Annotated in this window: 19 protein-coding genes; 9 read left to right on the top strand and 10 right to left on the bottom strand. The window is 60.7% G+C overall.

Annotated elements, in window-relative coordinates:
* Positions 1 to 12: 12 nt before the first annotated feature.
* Positions 13 to 837 carry a tRNA 2-thiocytidine(32) synthetase TtcA gene (gene ttcA, locus BLU25_RS20865; protein WP_016779837.1) on the bottom strand — a complete coding sequence of 275 codons (825 nt, stop codon included), beginning with the start codon at positions 835 to 837 and terminating at the stop codon, positions 13 to 15.
* 268 nt (positions 838 to 1,105) lie between these two features.
* On the opposite strand from ttcA, the gene BLU25_RS20860 reads away from it, so the two are divergent.
* Both BLU25_RS20860 and BLU25_RS20855 read left to right on the top strand, forming a co-directional pair.
* A complete protein-coding gene (locus BLU25_RS20860) occupies positions 1,106 to 1,708 on the top strand; it encodes a Yip1 family protein (RefSeq protein ID WP_016779836.1) in 603 nt (200 codons plus the stop codon).
* A gap of 190 nt (positions 1,709 to 1,898) precedes the next feature.
* On the top strand, positions 1,899 to 2,393 hold the full coding sequence (locus BLU25_RS20855; RefSeq protein ID WP_016779835.1) for a SprT family zinc-dependent metalloprotease: 495 nt from the start codon (positions 1,899 to 1,901) through the stop codon (positions 2,391 to 2,393).
* A 49-nt stretch (positions 2,394 to 2,442) separates the two neighbouring features.
* On the opposite strand, the gene BLU25_RS20850 is transcribed toward BLU25_RS20855, so the two are convergent.
* The 3 genes from BLU25_RS20850 to BLU25_RS20840 all read right to left on the bottom strand — a co-directional run bounded on the left by BLU25_RS20850 (position 2,443) and on the right by BLU25_RS20840 (position 6,266).
* Positions 2,443 to 3,777: a dicarboxylate/amino acid:cation symporter gene (locus BLU25_RS20850; protein WP_016779834.1), complete on the bottom strand. Its 1,335-nt coding sequence runs from the start codon at positions 3,775 to 3,777 to the stop codon at positions 2,443 to 2,445.
* A 468-nt stretch (positions 3,778 to 4,245) separates the two neighbouring features.
* Positions 4,246 to 5,592: an ATP-binding protein gene (locus tag BLU25_RS20845; RefSeq protein WP_016779833.1), complete on the bottom strand. Its 1,347-nt coding sequence runs from the start codon at positions 5,590 to 5,592 to the stop codon at positions 4,246 to 4,248.
* Positions 5,589 to 6,266 carry a response regulator gene (locus BLU25_RS20840; protein WP_016779832.1) on the bottom strand — a complete coding sequence of 226 codons (678 nt, stop codon included), beginning with the start codon at positions 6,264 to 6,266 and terminating at the stop codon, positions 5,589 to 5,591. Before BLU25_RS20840 ends, BLU25_RS20845 begins: the two co-directional genes overlap by 4 nt.
* Before the next feature lie 131 nt (positions 6,267 to 6,397).
* Here BLU25_RS20840 and BLU25_RS20835 point away from each other — a divergent pair, with 131 nt between their 5' ends.
* The 3 genes from BLU25_RS20835 (at position 6,398) to BLU25_RS20825 (ending at position 10,290) form a co-directional block, all read left to right on the top strand.
* Positions 6,398 to 7,123 (top strand): 4'-phosphopantetheinyl transferase family protein, encoded by a 726-nt coding sequence (locus tag BLU25_RS20835; RefSeq protein ID WP_016779831.1) that lies wholly within the window; start codon positions 6,398 to 6,400, stop codon positions 7,121 to 7,123.
* Positions 7,124 to 7,197: 74 nt separating this feature from the next.
* Positions 7,198 to 8,952: a sensor histidine kinase gene (locus BLU25_RS20830; protein ID WP_029611283.1), complete on the top strand. Its 1,755-nt coding sequence runs from the start codon at positions 7,198 to 7,200 to the stop codon at positions 8,950 to 8,952.
* 3 nt (positions 8,953 to 8,955) lie between these two features.
* A complete protein-coding gene (locus tag BLU25_RS20825; RefSeq protein ID WP_016779829.1) occupies positions 8,956 to 10,290 on the top strand; it encodes a sigma-54-dependent transcriptional regulator in 1,335 nt (444 codons plus the stop codon).
* 34 nt (positions 10,291 to 10,324) lie between these two features.
* On the opposite strand, the gene BLU25_RS20820 is transcribed toward BLU25_RS20825, so the two are convergent.
* Positions 10,325 to 11,842, bottom strand: a complete 1,518-nt coding sequence (locus BLU25_RS20820) for an MDR family MFS transporter (protein ID WP_016779828.1) — start codon at positions 11,840 to 11,842, stop codon at positions 10,325 to 10,327.
* A gap of 59 nt (positions 11,843 to 11,901) precedes the next feature.
* Positions 11,902 to 13,086 (bottom strand): 4-hydroxybenzoate 3-monooxygenase, encoded by a 1,185-nt coding sequence (pobA, locus tag BLU25_RS20815; RefSeq protein WP_029611282.1) that lies wholly within the window; start codon positions 13,084 to 13,086, stop codon positions 11,902 to 11,904.
* A 173-nt stretch (positions 13,087 to 13,259) separates the two neighbouring features.
* Here pobA and BLU25_RS20810 point away from each other — a divergent pair, with 173 nt between their 5' ends.
* A complete protein-coding gene (locus BLU25_RS20810) occupies positions 13,260 to 14,141 on the top strand; it encodes a helix-turn-helix domain-containing protein (protein ID WP_016779826.1) in 882 nt (293 codons plus the stop codon).
* Between the two features lie 326 nt (positions 14,142 to 14,467).
* On the opposite strand, the gene BLU25_RS20805 is transcribed toward BLU25_RS20810, so the two are convergent.
* On the bottom strand, positions 14,468 to 15,373 hold the full coding sequence (locus BLU25_RS20805) for a LysR family transcriptional regulator (protein ID WP_029611281.1): 906 nt from the start codon (positions 15,371 to 15,373) through the stop codon (positions 14,468 to 14,470).
* Positions 15,374 to 15,485: 112 nt separating this feature from the next.
* Here BLU25_RS20805 and BLU25_RS20800 point away from each other — a divergent pair, with 112 nt between their 5' ends.
* On the top strand, positions 15,486 to 16,370 hold the full coding sequence (locus tag BLU25_RS20800) for an MBL fold metallo-hydrolase (protein WP_016779824.1): 885 nt from the start codon (positions 15,486 to 15,488) through the stop codon (positions 16,368 to 16,370).
* Positions 16,371 to 16,592: 222 nt separating this feature from the next.
* Complete coding sequence (locus BLU25_RS20795; RefSeq protein WP_016779823.1) at positions 16,593 to 17,210, top strand: NAD(P)-dependent oxidoreductase; 618 nt, start codon at positions 16,593 to 16,595, stop codon at positions 17,208 to 17,210.
* 2 nt (positions 17,211 to 17,212) lie between these two features.
* Here BLU25_RS20795 and BLU25_RS20790 read toward each other — a convergent pair whose 3' ends face one another.
* Positions 17,213 to 18,265: a Fic family protein gene (locus BLU25_RS20790; protein WP_016779822.1), complete on the bottom strand. Its 1,053-nt coding sequence runs from the start codon at positions 18,263 to 18,265 to the stop codon at positions 17,213 to 17,215.
* A gap of 150 nt (positions 18,266 to 18,415) precedes the next feature.
* Entirely contained in the window at positions 18,416 to 19,300 is an 885-nt protein-coding gene (locus BLU25_RS20785; protein WP_016779821.1) for a LysR substrate-binding domain-containing protein, read from the bottom strand.
* Between the two features lie 111 nt (positions 19,301 to 19,411).
* Between BLU25_RS20785 and BLU25_RS20780 the strand changes: the two genes are divergently transcribed.
* Complete coding sequence (locus tag BLU25_RS20780) at positions 19,412 to 21,043, top strand: 5-guanidino-2-oxopentanoate decarboxylase (protein ID WP_016779820.1); 1,632 nt, start codon at positions 19,412 to 19,414, stop codon at positions 21,041 to 21,043.
* On the opposite strand, the gene BLU25_RS20775 is transcribed toward BLU25_RS20780, so the two are convergent.
* The gene (locus tag BLU25_RS20775; RefSeq protein WP_016779819.1) at positions 21,038 to 21,967 is read right to left on the bottom strand and encodes an AraC family transcriptional regulator; all 930 of its coding nucleotides are present in this window, start codon (positions 21,965 to 21,967) and stop codon (positions 21,038 to 21,040) included. The genes BLU25_RS20780 and BLU25_RS20775 overlap by 6 nt on opposite strands.
* Positions 21,968 to 22,018: the final 51 nt, after the last annotated feature.

Raw genomic sequence — 22,018 nt, 5'->3', positions numbered from 1 at the left:
TCCTCTTGGCAATTACAGGTTGAGCAGGTTGACGAAGCGCGGCGTGGCGCTTTCGTCGATCTTCAGGCTCGCAAAATCAAACAGGTTACGGTCCGCCAATTGCGACGGGATCACGTTCTGCAGGCTGCGAAAGATACTCTCGGTGCGGCCCGGCGTCTTGCGGTCCCACTCCTGGAGCATGTCCTTGACCACCTGGCGTTGCAGGTTTTCCTGGGAACCACAGAGGTTGCACGGAATGATCGGAAACTGCTGCCAGTCGGAGTAGGCCTGGATGTCCTTCTCGTTGCAGTACGCCAGCGGGCGGATCACCACGTTGCGCCCGTCATCGGAGCGCAGCTTGGGCGGCATCGCCTTGAGTGTGCCGTTGAAGAACATGTTGAGGAAGAAGGTTTCAACGATGTCATCGCGATGATGCCCCAGGGCCATCTTGGTCGCGCCGATCTCATCGGCAAAGGTGTACAAGGTGCCACGGCGCAGGCGCGAACACAGCGAGCAGGTGGTTTTGCCTTCGGGGATCAGTTCCTTGACCACCGAGTAAGTGTCTTTTTCAACGATGTGATATTCCACGCCCAGCGACTTGAGGTAGGCCGGCAGCACGTCCTCGGGGAAACCCGGCTGCTTCTGGTCCATGTTCACCGCCACGATCTCGAACTGGATCGGCGCCACTTTTTGCAGGTGCAGCAACACATCGAGCAGGGTGTAGCTGTCCTTGCCGCCCGACAGGCAGACCATCACCTTGTCGCCATGCTCAATCATGTTGAAGTCGGCAATTGCCTCACCGGTCAATCGACGCAGGCGTTTCTGGAGTTTGATTTGAGAGACCGAGTGAGTGCCCATAGCGCTTCAATTCCGCGAGTTAAGACCAAAAGCCGGTGATTTTACCGAAAAAAACCCGGCCGACGAACCCCTTGCCCGCCTAAAGACGCCAATGCAATAAGCCCGCAGCTGACAGCACAATAAGCTCTAAGGAGCCGGATATAAGGGCCGACAGGTTTCCTATACTTGTCACCAAGGCCGCACGCCTCTTTTCTTCCCAATACGTTTTGGCTGCGCGACCGGCACGCGTCCCACTGGAGGCGATGCGTCTTATACAGGAGCGACAGCCATGATCCATCACGTTGTGGGCCTTTTCACCCACCCCGATAAAGAATGGCGCGAAATCCGTGGAGATGCCGAAGAAAGCATCGGTCATATGTATTTCACGCATACGTTAATTCTGGCAGCGATTCCGGCCGTTTCTGCGTTTATCGGTACAACCCAGGTGGGCTGGGTGATCGGTAACCGCGCACCGGTGATGCTGACCCTGGACAGTGCCTTGTGGATGACCCTGTTGTCCTACGCCGCCATGCTGGTGGGCGTGGGCGTAATGGGCGCATTTATCCACTGGATGGCGCGTACCTACGATGCACAACCCAGCCTGCAGCGTTGCGTGGCCTTTGCCACCTACACCGCTACACCGCTGTTTATTGGCGGGCTGGCAGCGCTGTACCCGCATATGTGGCTGGGCATGATGGTGGGTACCGCCGCCATTTGCTACACGGTGTACCTGCTGTATGTGGGCCTGCCGACCTTTATGAACATAGACCCGGATGAAGGCTTCCTGTTTTCCAGCTCGGTGCTGGCAGTGGGCCTGGTGGTGCTGGTGGCGATCATGGCCTTTACCGTGATCGTCTGGGGCCTGGGTGTCGGGCCGGTGTATACCAATTAACCGGCACTACCTGTAGTCGCTGCCGCAGGCTGCGATAAGGGGCGCAGGACCTTCAAGAGCGGGTCGCTACGCAACCCATCGCAGCCTGCGGCAGCGGCTACAGCGTTCGCATCGTGACCGCTCGGCACCTCGACACTTCGGAACCCCCACCGCTTGCGGCATAATCCTCGGCTCTGGAGAACCGAACCGCATGCCCGAGTTGCTCAATACCCGCGTCGAAGACTGTTTCCAACAGGCCGAAGTGTTTTTCAAACGCCCCTTCAAGCGCCCCGTCGTCAGTTTCAAACTGCGCGGGCAAAAAGCCGGGGTCGCCCATTTGCATGAAAACCTGCTGCGCTTCAACCCCCAGCTGTACCGTGAAAACAGCGAAGACTTCCTCAGGCAGACCGTGCCCCACGAAGTGGCGCACCTGGTTGCCCATCAGTTGTTTGGCGAACGTATCGCGCCCCACGGCGAAGAATGGCAATTGATCATGCGCGGGGTGTACGAACTGCCGCCCAATCGCTGCCATACCTACGCCATCAAACGGCGCAGCGCCACGCGCTATATCTACCGTTGCCCGTGCCCGGACAGCGACTTTGCCTTTTCCGCCCAGCGCCACGCCCTGGTCAAGCAAGGCCGCGGCTATCTGTGCCGACGCTGCCGTAACGCGCTGGTGTTCAGCGGCCTGACGCGGGTCGAATAAGCAGGCATAAAAAAACCCATCCGAAGATGGGTTTTTTATGCGCTCAGACTTACTTGAGCAGCACCGGGGCCGGGCCTTCAGCCACGCCCAGGTCATCTTGCGGGCGGGTATCTTCCAGCGGGCGACCGCCGGAGTTCAGCTCGGTCTGCAGGGTGTCGGTGTCCAGCTCTTTAACCCACTTGGCCACCACCAGGGTTGCCACGGCGTTACCGATCAGGTTGGTCAGGGCACGGGCTTCAGACATGAAGCGGTCGATACCCAGGATCAGCGCCAGACCAGCTACCGGCAAGTGGCCTACAGCCGACAGGGTGGCCGCCAGCACGATAAAGCCGCTACCGGTTACGCCCGCAGCACCTTTGGACGACAGCAACAGCACCAGCAACAGGGTGATCTGATGGGTGATGTCCATATGGGTGTCAGTCGCCTGGGCGATAAACACGGCGGCCATGGTCAGGTAGATCGAAGTACCGTCGAGGTTGAACGAGTAACCGGTCGGGATCACCAGGCCCACTACCGATTTCTTCGCGCCCAGGCGCTCCATTTTCACCAGCATGCGTGGCAGCGCCGATTCCGACGAGGACGTACCCAGTACGATCAGCAGCTCTTCACGAATGTAGCGGATCAGCTTCAACACGCTGAAACCGTGAGCGCGGGCAATACCGCCCAGCACGATCAGCACGAACAGCACGCAAGTGATGTAGAAGCAGATCATCAACTGACCCAGCTGCACCAGCGAGCCTACGCCGTAAGCGCCGATGGTGAAGGCCATCGCACCCAGCGCACCGAGTGGCGCCAGCTTCATGATCATGTTGATGATGTTGAACATCACATGGGCGAAACGGTCGATGAAGTCCAGTACCGGCTTGCCGTAGGCACCCAGGCGATGCAGGGCGAAACCGAAGATCACCGAGAACATCAGCACTTGCAGGATATCGCCATTGGCGAAGGCGCCAACAATGGTCGACGGGATTACATTGAGGATAAAGCCTACGATGCTCTGGTCTGCGCCTGCCGACACGTAACCGGCAATTTTGCTGGCATCCAGGGTCGACACGTCAATATGCATGCCAGCGCCAGGCTGAACCACGTTAACCACGATCAGGCCGATCAACAGCGCGATAGTCGACACGACTTCGAAGTAGAGCAAGGCATAACCGCCGGTCTTGCCGACCGATTTCATGCTCTGCATGCCGGCAATACCGCTGACCACCGTACAGAAAATAATGGGCGCGATGACCATCTTGATCAGTTTGATAAAGCCATCACCCAGCGGCTTGAGAGCGACACCGGTTTCCGGGTAGTAATGGCCCAGCAAGATACCGATAGCGATCGCTACGATTACTTGCACATACAGGGATTTGTACAGTGGCTGACGAGTCGTCATTGCAAAGTTCCTCAAGTGCATCACTCAATCATCATTCCGTCTGAGACTGGTGACACCTAAAGCGCGAACCCTCCTGTACTTGGAGGGATTTGTTTTTGGGGCTGCTCTTACGGCAGACCTCTCGCACTTATTGCAAGCCGTGGGCCACATTGCGTTAAAGCTGCGCAATGGCCCGTAGCGCCTGAACTTGTAGGACTTTACGTATTGTTTTTGCAGGACAGCCCTTGGCGGGAATCCGCCCATTAGGCGTGTTGAAGTGCAGGAGGTGGCGGATATCCGCCTAAACGCCACCGTACCCCCATATACCTGTAGCAGCTGACGAGCGGAGCGAGGCTGCGTTCGGCGGCGCAGCCGTCGTGAAGTCAGGTACATGGTTGTGTCAGGAAAACCCGGGACTCAGGTTTACGACGGCTGCGCCGCCGAACGCAGCCTCGCTCCGCTCGTCAGCTGCTACAGGGGGGGCATCGCTCACCCCGCCGGGAAATGAATCCTGAAGGCCGCCCCGCCCAATGACGAGTCGTCCAGGGTCAAGGTGGCGTCATAACTTTCAATGATGTCCTTGACCACCGCCAGGCCTATGCCCTGCCCCGGATGCTGGCGGTCGAGGCGCTCGCCGCGCTGCAAGATGCGCGCACGCTGATCCGGCGGCACGCCCGGGCCGTCGTCCTCCACGCAGACTTCTATGCCGTGGGCATTGCGGTGCAGGCTGATGCGTACCTGGCTCAGGCACAGCCGATAGGCGTTTTCCAACAGGTTGCCGAGCAACTCCAGCAAGGCATTTTGCTCGATCGGCAGATGGCTCAGTTCCGGGATGTCGTAGCTGACCTTGACGCCCTTGTCGCGGTACACCTTGTCCAGCGTGTTGCACAGACTCTGTACCACGGGCAGCACTTCGACCTGATGACGCACCAGGCCGCTCTTGCGCAAGCTGGCACGCTGCAACTGATAGCCGATCTGCTGGTTCATGCGCTCGATCTGACTTTGCAGCACCCAGGCCTGTTCACGGTCGGCCGGGCGCTGGGCCATGCTTTCGCTTACCCCCTGCAACACCGCCAGCGGGGTTTTCAGGCTATGGGCCAGGTCGTCGAGGGAATCACGATAGCGCGTGCGCTGCTCGCGCTCGCTTTGCAGCAAGCGGTTCAACGAGCCGGTCAGGCGCAGCAGCTCGCGCGGGTGTTGCTCGCTGAGGCTCTGGCGAGTGCCCGTTTCGATTTCATCCAGTTCCTGACTCAAACGTCGCAAGGCGCGTAACCCCCACGTCAGACCAATCCATAGCAATGCCAGCAGCACAATCAAAGCTGCGCCGAACCCCAGATAAAGATTTTCCCGCAGGCCTTCCAGCGTGCGGTTGTATTCGCGCATCGGTTGCAGGGCGACAAAGCTGAAGGCCGCACTTTTGCCGCCTAGCAGCTTGACCTCCACGTCGTAGACAAAGAACTCTTCGCCGTTGGCCTCGCGAATGCTCGCAAATTCGTTGCCGCGCCCGTCATAGCGCGGCTTGTAGTTGATGGTTTCTTCCTGGGTGGCGCGTGAGCGCCACACCAGTTGCCCGTCACGGTCATAGATGTAGCCCAGCAGGCGACTGTCCGGCAGGTCGAACTGCTCATCAGGCAGCAGCGCCGGCATCTTGAGCCGGTTCTTTTCCATCTTTGCCGCTGAAATCAGCGTGGTGACATCTGACGCCAGGCGCTGCTCGATGGCGTCCTTGAGCGCCAGACTGAACGCTCCCTGCATCGCCGGCAGCAACGCCAGCATAAACAACACGGCCAACAGGGTTGCCGCCAGCATCAATCGAACGCGAAGCGAACGAATCATCGGCAGCGCTCAGTAAACAAGTACCCCAGGCCGCGCACTGTATCGATTGGCTTAAAACCGTTTGCCCCCTCCAGCTTGCGTCGCAGGCGCCCGACCAGCACCTCGATCACATTCGGATCACGTTCCTCGTCATCCGGGTACAGCTGTTCCATCAGTCGGTCCTTGGCCACCACTTGCTGGTGATGGCGCATCAGGTATTCAAGAATCCGGTATTCATAGGCGGTCAGCGCCAGCGGCTCACCGTCGAGCACCGCCTGTTTGCGGTTGATGTCCAGCACCAGCGCACCGGCCACTATCGTCGGTTGGGTAAAGCCACTGGAGCGGCGCAGCAACGCATTGAGCCGCGCATCCAGTTCTTCGAACTGGAACGGCTTGACCACATAATCGTCCGCACCCGCTGCCAGCCCTTCGACCTTGTCCTGCCAATTGCCACGCGCAGTGAGGATCAGGATCGGAAACGTCTTGCCCCGGGCGCGCAACTGGCGAATCAGTTCCAGGCCGCCAAGCCCCGGCAGGCCCAGGTCAATCATCGCCAGGTCATGGTTGAACTGCTCGGTCTGGTACAACGCCTCTTCGGCATTGGCCACCGCTTCGACCACATGGCCACTTTCTGTCAGACGGGTTTGCAAGTGATGGCGCAGCAACGCCTCATCTTCAACCACCAGCAATTTCATCGCGCTCTCCCAAGCCAATCCGCGTCTCTAAGGACGTGTGTCCTATACAGCCTAGCTACACAGTAAGTCGTGTGCCCTGAACAGACTCTGAACAATTGCACAGCCGGGCCAAGCCCCGGCACAATGGCGCCATGAACCGACTCCCCGCCCTGCCTGCCTGCTGCACGCCGCTGCGCGCCGACTGGCCCTTGCCAGCCACGCTGCCTGCCAGTACCTGGCTAAGCACCGACTTTATCCCTGCCCAGCTGGAAGACGATGACTTTGCCCGCAGCAACATCGACATGCCAGCGAGTATTCAACGCTCGGTGGCCAAACGCCAGGCCGAATTTCTGGCCGGGCGCCTGTGTGCCCGTGCAGCCATGCTGCAACTGGATGGCACTCTGGCCACCCCCGGCATGGGCGAAGACCGCGCCCCCGTTTGGCCCGCCCATATCTGCGGCGCCATTACCCACAGCAAAGGCCGCGCCGCGGCCCTGGTAGCATTGCGGCGCGACTGGCAAGGCCTGGGCATCGATCTGGAAACCCTGCTCAGCCCCGAACGCGCCCAGCGCCTGGCCAAGGAAATCCTCACCCCGGATGAGCTTGCGCGCATGCTCGCCGGGCCTGCCGAGCAGATCGCGCTGCTGGTCACCCTGACCTTTTCAGTCAAGGAAAGCCTGTTCAAGGCCCTCTACCCGCTGGTGCAAAAACGCTTCTACTTTGAACACGCCGAAGTGCTCAGCTGGACGCCCGAAGGTCATGTGCGCCTGCGCCTGCTCACCGACCTGTCTACCGACTGGCAACACGGCAGCGAACTGGATGCGCAGTTTGCTCTGGTTGACGGGCAATTGCTCAGCGTGGTGGCGATAAAAGCCTGACCCCTGCTGGCCGTTGGCCGCTGGATACGCCTGCCATGCTATCGTTCGCCCCCCTGTTTGAGCGGTTTGCCAGCATGCCTGTGACATCTCGCGCCCTGCGTATGGCGCTGTATTGCCTGTTGATCCTGGCCGGCGCGGCTCTGGCTGGCGGCTGGGCGATGCGTCAGGCCGAGCGCCATGCCCTGGAAGAAAGCGCCAGACGCGGGCCAGAGCAACTGAGCCTGTATGCCAACTCACTGCACACCCTGATCGAGCGCTATCGCGCCCTACCGGCCGTGCTGGCGCTGGACGCCGAACTGGTCAACGCCCTGAGCAACCCGGTCACGCCCGAGGTACAGGCCGCCCTCAACCGCAAACTGGAACGCATCAACGGCGCGGCGCAGTCCTCGACCCTGGAACTGCTCGACAGCAGCGGGCTGGCAGTGGCCGCCAGCAACTGGAACACCTCCAACAGCTATGTGGGCCACAACTACGGCTTCAGGCCCTACTTCAGCCAGACCCGCAGCCAGGGCAGCGGCAGCTTTTACGCGGTGGGCGTGACCAGTGGCATCCCGGGGTATTTTCTGTCCAGCGCTGTGCTCGATGCGGACGGCCGCTTCCTCGGGGCGATGGTGGTCAAACTCGAGTTCCCCCAGCTTGAACGCGAATGGAGCCACGGCAACGATATCCTGCTGGTCAGCGATGCGCGGGGCATCGTGTTTATTGCCAATCAGCCCGGCTGGCGCTATCGCCTGTTGCGGCCGCTGGATGACAGCGACCGCAACGAAATCAGCGTTACCCGCCAATACCACAATCAACCGCTGACCTTGATGAACACCCACACCTTGCGCAGCTTCGCTGAAAACAGCTCACTGACCCGCGTCGAGGGCCCGGACGGGCCGGCGGATTATTTGTGGGGCTCTCTGCCACTGAGCCCCGAAGGCTGGACCCTGCACCTGTTGCGGCGCCCGGCAAACGTCGCAGAAGACATCCGCAATGCAGCCCTGGCGGGGGCAGGTCTGTGGCTGACCGTGGTTTTTCTGGGCCTGTTTTTACTTCAGCGTTGGCGCCTGGCACGTTTGCGCCAGCGTAATCGTGAAGAACTTGAACAACTGGTCGAAGCCCGTACCCGGGACTTGCGAACCGCCCAAGATGGCCTGGTGCAATCAGCGAAACTCGCGGCACTGGGGCAAATGTCGGCGGCGCTGGCCCACGAAATCAACCAGCCCCTTACCGCCCAGCGCATGCAACTGGCGACCTTGCGCCTGTTGCTCGACCACGGCCGCATCGACGATGCTTATAAAGCCCTGGCGCCCCTGGAGCAGATGCTTACGCGCATGGCGGCCCTCACCGGCCACCTGAAAACCTACGCCAGGCAAAGCCCCAGCGGCCTGCGCGAAAAGCTGGATCTGGCCACTGTGGTGGATCAAGCCTTGCAACTGCTGGAGCCGCGTCTGAAGGACGAGCAGATCGACCTGCAGGTCAACCTGCAACGCCCGGCCTGGGTACGCGGCGATGCCATCCGCCTGGAGCAGGTGCTGATCAACCTGCTGCGCAATGCCCTGGACGCCATGCGCGACAAACCGCGCAAGCACCTTGAGATCCGCATCGAAGCCGACCAGCAACTGTGGTGCCTGACCGTGACCGACAGCGGCGGCGGGATTGACGAGCAGCACTTGGGTAAAATCTTCGACCCGTTCTTCACCACCAAGCCCGTGGGCGACGGATTGGGCTTGGGGCTGGCGGTGTCTTACGCCATTGTTCACGAAATCGGCGGTCGCCTGACTGCTTGCAACCACGCGGATGGTGCGCAATTCACGCTGACGCTGCCCATCGCACAGGAATCTTGAAACATGCTCAATTCGGTGATCGTGGTCGATGACGAGGCCAGTATTCGCAATGCAGTGGAGCAGTGGCTGAGCCTGAGCGGCTTTGACGTGCAGTTGTTCACCTGCGCCGAAGACTGTCTTGGCCAGTTGCCTGCGCACTTTGCCGGGGTGATTGTCAGCGATGTGCGCATGCCGGGCATGGGCGGTCTGGCCCTGCTCAACCGCTTGCAGCAACTGGATGCAGACTTGCCGGTGATCCTGCTGACCGGCCACGGCGATGTGCCGATGGCAGTGGAGGCCATGCGCGCAGGTGCCTACGACTTTTTGGAAAAGCCCTTCAGCCCCGAAGCATTGCTTGGCAGCCTGCGCCGCGCGCTGGAAAAACGTCAGTTGATCCTGGAGAACCGTCGCTTGCACGAACAGGCCGACCTGCGTGAGCAGATCGACGGGCGCCTGCTGGGGGTCTCGCGCAGCTTGCAGACCTTGCGCCGCCAGGTGCTGGAGCTGGCGCCGCTGCCGGTCAATGTGCTGATTCGCGGCGAGACCGGCAGCGGCAAGGAACTGGTCGCCCGCTGCCTGCATGATTTTGGTCCACGGGCCGACAAGCCCTTTGTCGCCCTCAATTGCTCGGCCATCCCCGAGCAGTTGTTTGAAGCCGAGTTGTTTGGCCACGAAAGCGGCGCCTTTACCGGCGCCCAGGGCAAGCGCATCGGCAAGCTGGAATACGCCGATGGTGGCACCTTGTTTCTGGATGAAATCGAAAGCATGCCGCTGGCCCAGCAAGCCAAATTGCTGCGGGTGCTGCAGGAGCAGAAGCTCGAGCGCCTGGGTTCCAACCAGAGCATCAGCGTGAATTTGCGGGTGGTTGCCGCGACCAAACCCGACCTCCTCGACGAAGCCCGCGCCGGACGCTTTCGTGAAGACCTGGCCTATCGCCTGACTGTGGCCGAGTTACGCCTGGCACCGCTGCGGGAGCGGCGCGAGGACATTGCCTTGTTGTACGACGCCTTTTCCCGCCAAGCCGCTGAACGCCTCGGGCGCAGCCTACAAGTGCTGAGCGGCCCGCAGCTGTCGCGCTTGCTCTGCCACGCCTGGCCAGGCAACGTGCGCGAACTGGCCAACGTGGCCGAGCGGGATGTACTGGGGTTGGGCGAACCGCAACTGCCCGACACCGACGTGGGGCAATCGCTGGTGGCACAACAGGAAGCCTTTGAGGCGCAATGCCTGCGCGCGGCACTGACCCGGCACAAGGGCGATATCAAGGCCGTACTCCATGAGCTGCAACTGCCGCGGCGTACCCTGAATGAAAAAATGCAGCGCCACGGCCTGGTGCGTGAAGCGTTTTTAAATGCCGAATAAGCCCCTCAGCGTATTCAGGGGCTTTTGATTTGCCCTAGCGTGCCTTGTCCTCACGCCCGCGCAGTACCTGGTTGGGCATCGCCAGTGCCGCCGCCAGCCCCAGCAACGACACCGCCGCGCTGATGCTCAACAACTGACGGAAAGTCAGCAGCAGCTCTGCCCGCAGGCTTTGCAGGGCCGGGCCCTGAACCTGGCTGAGGCTGTCGAGCAGCACATTGCCCGAACTGCCTTCGCCAATCAGCGGCTGGCCCATGACCGGCGCCGGCAATGAACCGTGCAGCAGCGCCAGCAACAGGGCTGACATCAACGCCACCCCCATCGCCCCGCCCAACGCACGGAACAGGTTGGTGGTGCTGGTCGCCACGCCAATATCGTGCTGTTGCACCGAATTCTGCGCGCCCACCAGCGACGTCGGAAACTGCATGCCGCTGGCAATCCCGCTGAACAGCATAAACACGCCACTCAACCATTCGGCGCCGGGCGGGCTGAAGGCCATGCCCAGAATGGACAGGGGCATCAGCACCGCCCCGCTCAGGATCATCGGCTTGTAACGCCCGGTCACCGAAGTCATGCGCCCGGCGAAGTAGGCCCCCATCGGCAACCCGATGGCCAGCGGCAACAGGTGCAGGGCCGCACTGTCGGCACCGGCACCGGTGATGCTCTGATAGCGCAGCGGCATCAGCACAATCAGGGAAATGGCCTGGAAGCTGGTGAAAAACACCGTACACCAGCACAGCACCGCATTGCGGTTGGCAAACAGGTGCATGGGCAGCAACGGCTCTGGCGTGCGCCGTTCATGCCGGACAAACAGCGCCAGGGCGATCAGCGCCACCACCAGAAAACCTGCCACTTGCGGGTCACGCCAGCTTTGGCCCTGACCGATAAACGTGATGCTCAGCAGCAGTGACGTCAGGCCGACGATCATCAGCATCGTGCCCAGGTAATCAATAATGGGTTTGCGCTGCGGCACGGGCAGGCCGACCAGGGTACGGTGGGAAATCCACCAGGCCGCCAGCCCCAGTGGCAGGTTGATCAGGAACACCCAGCGCCATGACAGGTACTCGGTCATATAGCCACCCAGCACCGGCCCGGCAACGCTGGCCAGGGCATACATGCTGCTGAAGTAACCCTGGTAACGGCCGCGTTCGCGGGGCGGTACGATATCGCCAATGATCGCCTGGCTGACCGAGATCATGCCGCCGGCGCCAATGCCCTGAATGATCCGCGCCAGTACCAGCTGCTCCATGTTTTGCGCCAGCCCGCAAAACAGCGAGGCCAGGGTAAACAGGCCCATGCCGAACAGCATCAGGCGCCGGCGCCCGTACAGGTCACCGAGCTTGCCGTAGATCGGCACCGCGACGGTCATCGCCACCATATAACCGGAAATCACCCACGCCAGCTGGCTGACATCCTTGAACTGGGCAGAAATGGCGGGCATGGAGACGGCGACGATGGTCTGATCCAGCGCCCCCAGAAAAATCGCCAGCATCAGGGCGATCAGAATGCTGCGAATGGCCGGTTTGGCCTGGGGAGGCTGGTTCAGACTGGTCACGGGGACACCTGTAGGCGCGGAGCTTGTATCGGATGGCCCTCAGTGTACTCGATAGGATCCTATTCGATAGCTTCGTAAGGGAGCCCGACGTAATTTTCTGCAATGGTGGTACGGCCCGCCGCAGAGTCGACGAAATACGCCAGTTCGCTGTCGGCAATGCGCTGGCTGAAGCCGTCGCTGTCCGGGAAGCGGTGCAGCATCGAGGTCATCCACCACGAAAAGCGCTCGGCCTTCCAGATTCGTCGCAGGCACACCTCGGAATAGCGTTCCAGCAAGTCGGTGCGCCCCTCGGTGTAGACCTTGCGCAACATATTGAACAAGGTGCTGACATCGCTGGCGGCCAGGTTCAGGCCCTTGGCCCCGGTCGGCGGTACGATATGGGCGGCATCGCCCAGCAAAAACAGGCGCCCGTACTGCATCGGTTCAACGACAAAACTGCGCAAGGGCGCGATGCTTTTTTCGATGGAGGGGCCCGTCACCAACTGCTCGGCCAACGCCTTTGGCAGCCGGGTTTTCAGTTCGGCCCAGAAGCGCTGATCAGACCAGTCCTCGACTTTCTCTTCTGCCGGCACCTGCAAGTAATAGCGGCTACGGCTGGCCGAGCGCTGGCTGCACAGGGCAAAACCGCGCTCGTGGCGGGCATACACCAGTTCGTCATGCACCGGAGGGGTGTCGGCCAGTACGCCGAGCCAACCAAAGGGATACACACGTTCGAAAATTTTCAGTACATCACTCGGAATCGACTGACGTGCGACGCCGTGAAAACCATCGCAGCCTGCAATGTAATCGCAGTCCAGGCGCACGCTTTCGCCCTCTTTATCGAAGGTGACGTAAGGCGCATCGGTTTTCATGCCGTGGGGCTGGACGTTGCTGACGCTGTACAGGGTGTGGGCACCGACAGCTTCGCGGGCCGCCATAAGGTCGCGGGTGACTTCGGTCTGGCCATAGACCATCACCGTCTTGCCGCCGGTCAGGCCCTTGAGGTCGATATGCACCTGGCGATCATCCAGGGCCAGCTCAAAGCCGGTATGCACCAACCCTTCGGCGTCCATGCGCTGGCTGACACCGGCCTGGCGCAACAGGTCGACCATGCCCTGCTCCAGCACTCCGGCGCGAATCCGCCCGAGCACATAGTCGCCGCTCTGGCGTTCGAGGATCACGTTATCAATCCCGGCGTTGTGCAGCAGTTGACCGAGCAAAAGCCCCGCAGGACCCGCTCCAATAATGGCGACTTGAGTTCTCATTGTTGTTGTCTCGCGTAGCCTCGACCCCGTGGGGCGAGCAAGTTCTTATAGGTTTGTGCTTGTATTTTTCGCTTGCGAGCGCAGCAAATGAAGGTGATAACCACGGCATTACCGGTACTTTTCGCCAATCGGTGCGATTATCGGCTTACAACCCGACAACAGGTACGGCGCCAATGATTCCTTCAATCCCGGTGTTCAAGCTTTACGGTGAGCAGCAGGACTGGCTCAGCCCCGACCTGTTGCACTGCGAAACCATCTCGCTGCGCAGCCGCGTCCACGATTGGGAGATCCGCCCCCATCGGCATGCTGACTTGTGCCAGTTGCTCTATGTGCACAAGGGCCGAGCGCAGGTTGAAGTCGAGGGCCAGCGCCATGTTCTGGAGCAATCGGCGATTCAGGTCATCCCGCCTCTGTGCGTCCACGGGTTTCAGTTTTCGCCGAACGTGGAAGGCTTTGTCCTGACCCTGGCCGCGCCGCTGGTGGCGCAGTTGCAAGCCCAACTGGGCGGCAACATCAGTCTGTTGCAGCGGGTCGCCAGTTACCCCGCAGGCAAGGACAGTGATTACCTCAACAACCTGTTCAGTGAGGTGCAACGCGAATATGTCGGCGCACAGCCTGCCCGCGACATGCTCTTGCAATCGTTGATCAGTGTGCTGCTGGTATGGGTGGCGCGCCAGGTGATCCAGCGTCGTGAGGCGCGGCAGTTGTTACCAAGGGGGCGCGAGTATCTGGGCCTGTTCAATCAGCAGGTCGAGGCGCAGTTCCGCCAGCAACCCGGTGTTGAGCAGCTGGCACATCAGGTGGGCATTTCAGTGGCGCACTTGAACAGCATCTGCCGCGAACTGGCGGGGCAGTCGGCGTTGCAGATCATCCATCAGCGACTGTTATTGGAGGCCAAGCGACATTTGATCTATACACCGCTAACCATCAGCGAAGTGGCTGACAGCCTGGGGTTTGCAGACCCGGCGTATTTTGCGCGATTTTTCCGACGCTTGAGCGGGACATCGCCCAGTGCGTTTCGAGAAGGGCGGACTGACATGATCAGCCCGCCCTGACACTCTGGTGTTTGCTACCTCAGAGCGCTGAACATGGCAGTGCAGTGCGCGCCATTGCAACTGGCGGTCAATCCGGCTGCCTGGCGGGTTTGCTCGGCGCGGTAGCAAGCGCTTGCAAACAGGACAGCGGCAGCGAAAACGATAAAAACGGTCATGCATGTTGTTTTTGTTTTGGTAGTCATGGCATTGGCTCCCTTGACGTCACAGCTTTGAGGCTAGTTCAGACACAGGTTCTTGCCATATCAGTTGTACGAGTGGTTGCGCCCGATTTCATCCTTCAAATGGACTATGCATGTAAATCCTGTAGCCGCTGAGGAGCGCAGCGGCTACAGGTATTTATCCCACACCGGTTCGTCGGTAAAGCGCTCGGCGAGGAAGTCGAGCATGCTGCGCAAGCTGGCCGGCATGTGCTTGCGCGAGGCGTACACCGCGTAGATGTTCATCAAGCGCGGCTCTGCTTCGGGCAGCAGGGGCACCAGTTCACCGCGTTGCACAAAAACCCCCGCCTGATAGCTGGGCAGCAGCGCAACCCCGGCACCGGCCAATGTAGCGCTCAACAGGGTGCTGGCTTCATTGGCGCTGATATTGCCCTGCACCGGTACCGACACTTCCTCACCCGCGCAAGTGAAATGCCACAGGCTTTTGCCATAGTAGGAATGGGTCAGGCAGTTGTGCCCACTGAGGTCATCGACCTGTTGCGGCGCCGGGTGTTCGCGCAAATAGGCCGGGGATGCGCAAAGCACTGAGCGACAAACGGTCAGCTTGCGTGCGATCAGGCTCGGGTCCAGATCATTGCTGGTGCGAATCGCCAGATCAATGCGTTCATCCACCAGATTGACCGTGCGATCGAGCATCTGCAGGTCGATACTGACCTGCGGGTAAAGCCGTACATAGTCGGTGACTGCCGCCGCCAGTTGCGCCTGGCCGAACGAGGTGCTGACGCTGATGCGCAACAACCCCCGTGGTGCATCACTGGGCACATCCACGGCGGCCTGCATGTCGTCGGCCAGCTCCAACAACTGCCGGCAGCGCGGCAGGGTTTCATTGCCGGCGGCGGTCAGGCTCAGCTTGCGCGTGGTGCGGTGCATCAAGCGTGCCCCCACCCATTCTTCAAGCTCCGCCAGATAACGCGAAACCACCGGGCGCGACAGGTCCAGGTGATCAGCAGCGGCTGACTGGCTGCCAAGGTCGACGACGGTGACAAACACCCGCATTGCAATAAGACGATCCATGATCTGCCCGATATCTGAAACAAACTATGTTCAAGCATCGCATTTTTAGTTCTTGATCGGGCAACTAAGCTCTGTCCATCGCCGATTTTGGCCATTGACTCAGGAATCACCCATGAGCGGATTTTCCACCCTTCGCCGTTTTGTTCTCAGCGCTGTGATGCTGGGCTTTGCCGCCCATGCTGCGGCGGCTCCGGCGCCCTTGACCCTGGACGTTTACAACCCGGGGGCGGCGGCGATTTTCCCGGTGTCTTCAGTGCTGGTCAGTGGCGACAAGGACGCCATCTTGGTCGACGCCCAATTTGGCAAGGCCCAGGCCCGGCAAGTGGTCGACAAGATTCGCGCCAGTGGCAAGCACCTGACCACCATCTACATCAGCCACGGCGACCCGGACTACTATTTCGGCCTGGAGACCCTGACCCAGGCGTTCCCGGATGCCAAAGTGGTTGCCCCGGGGCCGGTGGTCGAGCATATCAACCAGACCAAAGACGCCAAACTGGCATTCTGGGGCCCGCAAATGGGCGCCGATATGCCGCAAAAGCTGATCGTGCCGCAGGTGCTCAAGGGCAACACCCTGGACCTTGAAGGGCATGAACTGGATATCGTCGGCCTGAGCGGGCGCCAGCCGGACCGTACCTTTGTGTGGATCCCTTCGATCAAGGCGGTGGTCGGTGGCGTGGTCGTGGCTGACAACCTGCATGTATGGATGGCCGACACCCAGACCCCGCAATCGCACAAGCAATGGCTGGCCACCCTTAAACGTATCGACAGCCTGCAACCGAAAATCGTGGTACCGGGCCATTACCTGGGTGACAGCGACCGATCGATGAAAGCGGTGTATTTCACCCGCGACTACATCAAGGCGTTCGATGAAGAGGCGCTAAAGGCCAGCAACTCGGGCGAACTGATTGCAGCCATGAAAAAACGCTACCCGGATCTGGGCGAAGAGTCTTCGCTGGAACTGAGCGCCAAGGTGGCCAAGGGCGAAATGAAGTGGTGAATGCAGAACCTGCGTAGCAGCTGCCGAAGGAACGAGGCTGCGTCCGACGTAAGGCGGCACCCCGACGCAGCCGTCGTGAAATCAGATACTGCGGTGTGCCAGTCAGATCCGGATTCCAGGGTTTACGGTCGCTGCGCAACCGAACGCAGCCTCGTTCCTACGGCAGCTGCTACGGGCCTGAACTGAATGTTTGACGTTACTACCTACTCACTGGAGAACATCATGAGCAAGATCGCAATTATCGGGGCTACCGGCCGTGCTGGCAGCCAACTGCTGGAAGAAGCCCTGCGTCGTGGCCACAGTGTCACGGCCATTGCCCGCAATGCCTCGAAAAAACTGGGCGAGCGGGCGGGCGTGGTGGTCAAGGACGTTGACGTCAACGATGCCCAGGCCCTGCAAGACGCCGTGACGGGCCATGACGTGGTGCTCAGCGCCGCGCATTTCTCGACCCTGCCGGCCTCGGCCATTATCGAGCCGGTGAAAAAGGCCGGGGTCAAACGCCTGCTGTTTGTGGGCGGTGCAGGCTCACTGTTGCTGCCAGGCGACACCAAAGTCATCGACAGCCCGGGCTTCCCTGACGAATACCGGCCAGAAGCCACGGCAGGCGGCGTCTACCTTGACACCTTGCGCGCCGAAAAAGAGCTGGACTGGACCTTTCTGTCACCTTCAGCCGAGTTTGTCGAAGGCGAGCGCACGGGCAAGTTCCGCCTGGGCACAGACCGCCTGCTGATCAACAGCGAAGGCAAAAGCTGGATCAGCTTTGCCGACTTTGCCATCGCCATGCTCGATGAAGTCGAACAGCCCCAGCATTCCCGCCAGCGGTTTACCGTGGGGTATTGAGTTCAGGGTAAGGGGCAATTGCGCCATTTCGCACTTCGCCCCTTGCCTGTGGACTCAATCACGCCTTCGGACTTCAACGTTCGTAACACCAGGCGCACCGTGTCCCGGCTCGTGCCGGGGCATGCCAGTTCGATCTCGCTGATTGAAAAGGGTAGCGAGCGGTTCAGCACGGCAATCCGGACACGGCTGCTCTTGTTACCGTGTTTTTTCTCGATGGTTCCAACCCGGGCTTCAAACTCTTTGTAAGCCTTGATCAGTGCGCCCCAAAAATAATTGAGCCAGGGCCCCACATCGTGGGTGCCTGAATGCCAATTAACAGAGCTGGCCTCCAGGGTTTCGTAATAGCTCTCTTTGCTGTCTTCAAAAATCCGCTCAAGGCTGATGAAACGGCCTACGGCGTAATCAAACTGATAGAGCAGCAACAAAGTCAACAGGCGGGCAACACGGCCGTTCCCGTCGGCAAAGGGGTGGATACACAAAAAGTCCAGAATACACAGCGGAACCAGCACCAGTGGGTCGGCAAGTTTTTGCTGATTGGCGTTGTGGAAGCGGGTTAGCAGATCGCTCATGGCCATCGGCGTCAGATGAGCGGGAGTAGGTGTGAATCTCACCCTGAGACTGCCATCAGGATGGCGTTCAATGATGTCGTTATTGGTTGATTTCCAGTTGCCACCCTCTTGTGGCAAGTAACGATAGAGAATCGTATGTAACTGGCGCACCGTGCCTTCGCAGACGGGCATGGCATCGCAGGCTTCGTGGATCAGCGACAGGGCATCCCGATAGCCGGCAACTTCCTGTTCGCAGCGACTTTTAGGCTGGGCATTTTTGACCATCAAGGACTTCAGACGGGAGGGCGAAACGACGACGCCCTCCAGGCGGCTGGATGATTCGGCGGACTCGATCACGGCCTGCTGCTTCAGGTCTGCCAGTGCTTCTGCCGATTGCGCGACAAACAGCTTTTGCTTGCCCCTGTACTCGCCCAACGCCCTCAAGGTTGAAAGCTGCAAACCGTCATAACGGAGTTGGGCCAGTAGTTCGACGGTGAGCGAGTGCATAAGCGTCCTTTAAATAGGGTAATTCAAAAGATCAAATAGGGTTTTATTGGTTGTTTTTACCCCATTTAAGGAAGAATTACCCCATTAAAACTGTTACAGCGCTTTTTGTCGCATCAGGAAAATCGGGGGGGGGGGGTTATCGGTCCGCAGTTAATCTGCGCCATGTGCCTGCGCCACCAACCAGTCCAGCAACTCAAGCAACGGCGCCGATGCCTCGTGGCGTGGTGAACACACCAGCAGGTACGCGCCGCCGGTACGCACCTTGAAGTCAAAGGGCATGGCCAGGCGGCCAGCCTTCAGGTCATCGCCTATCAGTGACCAGTCGCCTATGGCAACGCCGTTGCCCTGGGCGGCCACGGTCATGGCCAGGTCCAGGGTGTCGAAGTACTGGCTCTTGCGGATGGCCGATACATCGCCCCCCGCCGCACTCAGCCAGTGGGTCCAGTCCTGCTGGTCGCGACTGGGGTGCAGCAGGGTGTGTTGTGCCAGATCGCCCAGCTGGTTGATAGCGCCGCTGCCATCCAGCAGATGCGGGGCGCAGACCGGTGTCAGCTGTTCGTCGAACAGGTGGCGCCCCTGACGCTTGGGCCCCGGTTGCGGGCTGTAGACCACCGCAGCATCAAATGCCTCGCGGCGAAAATCCACCCCGTGCTGCACACTGCTGGTCAGCTCAACCGGCACGTCCGGGCGCAGTTCTTGCCAGTGCAGCAACTTGGGCAACAGCCAGCGCAGCATGCAGGTAGGGGCCTTGATTTGCAGCGGGCTGCGGCGAACGCTCGCATGCTCGACAGCCTCGCCGATCAAGTCAAACACCTGCTCGATACGCGGGTACAGCGCCTGGCCCTGCTCGGTCAGGCTCAGACCACGGGCCTGACGATGGAACAGCGAGTAACCCAGATGCTCTTCCAGACCGGAAATTTGCCTGCTGACCGCCCCTTGGGTGATATGCAATTGCTCACCGGCACGGGTGAAGTTGCAGCATTGGGCCGTGATCAGAAAAGTATGCAGTGCGGGAAGCGGCGGGAGGCGTTTCATCAGTGGTCAGCCATGAGTCCAGGACATGGCTAGTATGAGCACGTTTGCGTTGTGCGCACCACATCCGACCGCTTCAATGGTCTTTTCCAGAACAAAAAAGGAACGGGACACATGGCGACGTGCGGCGAGGTATTGGTCAAGTTGCTGGAGGCCTACGGGGTCGAGCAGGTGTTCGGCATTCCGGGGGTGCATACCGTTGAGCTGTATCGCGGGCTGGCGGGCTCGTCGATCAACCACATCACCCCGCGTCATGAGCAGGGTGCAGGCTTTATGGCCGACGGCTATGCCCGCACCAGTGGCAAACCGGGTGTATGTTTTATCATCACCGGGCCGGGCATGACCAATATCACCACGGCGATGGGCCAGGCCTACGGCGACTCGATCCCGATGCTGGTGATCTCCAGTGTGCAGTCACGCAGCCAGTTGGGTGGCGGGCGCGGCAAGTTGCACGAGCTGCCCAACCAAAGCGCACTGGTCGCTGGCGTCGCGGCGTTTTCCCATACCCTGATGTCGGCAGCTGAGTTGCCGGCCGTGCTGGCGCGGGCCTTTGCGCTATTTCAGGCCGGGCGCCCACGCCCGGTGCATATCGAAATCCCCCTGGACGTGCTGGTGGAAAACGCCGATGCGCTGCTTGCCAGCCTGCCCGTCAGCATTGCCCGCCCCGGCCCCGCGCCTGCTGCGATTGAGCAGATGAGCCAGCGTCTGGCCCAGGCCAAGCGACCGCTGATTCTGGCTGGCGGCGGTGCGATCGATGCGGCGCCGGCACTGACGCAACTGGCCGAGCGCCTCGGCGCGCCGGTGGCCCTGACCATCAACGCCAAGGGCATGCTGCCCTCCTCTCACCCTCTGTTGATCGGCTCGACGCAAAGCCTGGTCGCCACACGGGCGCTGGTGGCCGAGGCCGATGTGGTGCTGGCAATCGGCACAGAGTTGGCCGAGACCGATTACGACGTGACGTTTGCCGGCGGCTTCGAGATCCCCGGCGTACTGCTGCGTATTGATATCGACCCCGACCAGACCGTACGCAATTACCCGCCGACACTGGCGCTGGTAGCCGATGCCAACGTGGCGAGCGAGGCTCTACTGGCAAGCCTTGCGCCGTTGCCATTACGAGATCCGCAGTGGGGAGCTGTGCGGGTCAGCCGTCTGCAGGCGCAGTTGGCCACCGAGTGGGATGCCCCGACCCGTGCCCAGACGGTTTTTTTGCAGACGGTTTTCGAGGTGCTGCCGGATGCCGTGTGCGTCGGCGATTCGACCCAGCCGGTGTACACCGGCAACCTGACCTTCAACCCCGAACAGCCGCGGCGCTGGTTCAACTCATCGACGGGCTACGGCACGCTCGGCTACGCCCTGCCCGCGGCAGTGGGGGCCTGGCTGGGGCGTCGTGCCGAAGGCAAACCCGGCGGCCCGGTGCTGTGCCTGATTGGTGATGGCGGCCTGCAATTTACCCTGGCCGAACTGGCCAGCGCAGTGGAGGCGCAAACGCCGATCATCGTGCTGCTGTGGAACAACCAGGGCTACGGCGAGATCAAGAAATACATGCTCAATCGCGCCATCGAGCCTGTTGGCGTGGACATCTACACCCCGGACTTTATCGGTGTGGCCAAGGCCCTGGGTTGTGCCGCGCAGGCGGTCGGGGATGAAGCGCAATTGCGCGCAGCGCTGGCCAGCGCCGGCGACCGCCAGGGGCCCAGCGTGATTGAAATCGATGAGCTGCGCTGGCAGCAATCTCTGGGCCTATAAGCTCATGCGCAGGCGCGCCAGATCCCGCACCGGTGGCGCGCCAAACTGGCGGCTGTACTCGCGGCTGAATTGCGACGGGCTCTCATAGCCCACGCGATAGCCCGCGGCCGACGCATCCAGGCCTTCGCTGAGCATCAATCGGCGGGCTTCGTTAAGGCGCAGTTGCTTTTGGTATTGCAGCGGGCTCATGGCGGTCATGGCCTTGAACCGGTGGTGCAGGGTCGACACGCTGAGATTGGCTTCGCGTGCCAGGCTGTCGATGCGCAACGGCTGCTCAAAGTTACCGTTAAGCCAGGAAATCGCCCGGCTGACGCGGTGGTTCTGGCTGTTCTCGCTGGCGATCTGATACAGCCGATGGCCCTGCGGGCTGCGTAGCAGCCGGTAGAGAATCTCGCGGCGAATTAATGGCGCGAGCATGGCGATGTCTTTGGGCGTATCGAGCAGACGTGTCAGACGCAGCAGTGCATCGAGCATCAACGGGTCGATGGGTTCGACATACAGCCCGCGCCCGGTAGGTCGTGATGGCACGCCCATGGGGCCAGCCTCGCTGATCAGCGTGGCGATCTCGGCCGGGTCAATGTCCAAGCGCAAAGCCAGTACCGGGTGCTCGGGGGATATTTCCAGCACCCGGCCACTGATGGGCATCGACACCGAAACCACCAGGTAATTGAGCGGGTCGTAGGCGAAGTATTCGTCTGCCAGGCGTACCTCTTTGCGCCCCTGGGCCATGATGCACAAAGCGGGTTTGGGCAGGCTCGGAGAGAAACCGCTGGGCTGGCTGTAGCGCGACACGAACAGCGCCTCGACGCCGGTGGTGAACGAGCCGTCTTGCGGGGCGTGACGAAAAATCAGGTCGGCCAGTTCCACCCGCTGCGTTTCAAAGGCGGGGTCGAGCGCGGGCCGCGGCGGTTCCAGCAGGGACATGGGGCGCATCCTTCTTGCAGTGATGGCACAGCTTAAGTTTGTGCAAGGCCA

The organism is Pseudomonas fragi, assembly GCF_900105835.1.
Lineage (GTDB): Bacteria > Pseudomonadota > Gammaproteobacteria > Pseudomonadales > Pseudomonadaceae > Aquipseudomonas > Aquipseudomonas fragi.
The sequence above is the reverse complement of the archived record's forward strand: the minus strand, read 5'-3'. Positions and strand labels throughout refer to the sequence as shown.